Annotated in this window: 1 protein-coding gene; it reads right to left on the reverse strand. The window is 70.4% G+C overall.

Annotated features, from left to right (window positions below):
- A partial coding sequence (locus HH308_RS29495) for a transposase (RefSeq protein ID WP_211188996.1) occupies positions 1 to 216 on the reverse strand: 216 nt, incomplete at both ends.

Raw genomic sequence — 216 nt, forward strand, 5'->3', positions numbered from 1 at the left:
CAGGACGCTGAACTGGCCGCTGAGTTCGGCGTCGGGGTTGGTGGGTGTGCGTCTGCTGCCGTGGCGCCAGGTGATCTGCCGGCAGTTGTCGCGGCCGGCGGCGATGATGAGGTCTTTGCAGGTGAGGGGCTCGTCGGGGTATTTGGGGGTGGGTCGTCGGCCACGGCCGGTGTAGTCGGCGGTGGTGGGGACGGCGTCGCCGGAGTACGCGGTGGC

The organism is Gordonia asplenii, assembly GCF_012933505.1.
In the GTDB taxonomy this organism is placed as follows: domain Bacteria; phylum Actinomycetota; class Actinomycetes; order Mycobacteriales; family Mycobacteriaceae; genus Gordonia; species Gordonia asplenii.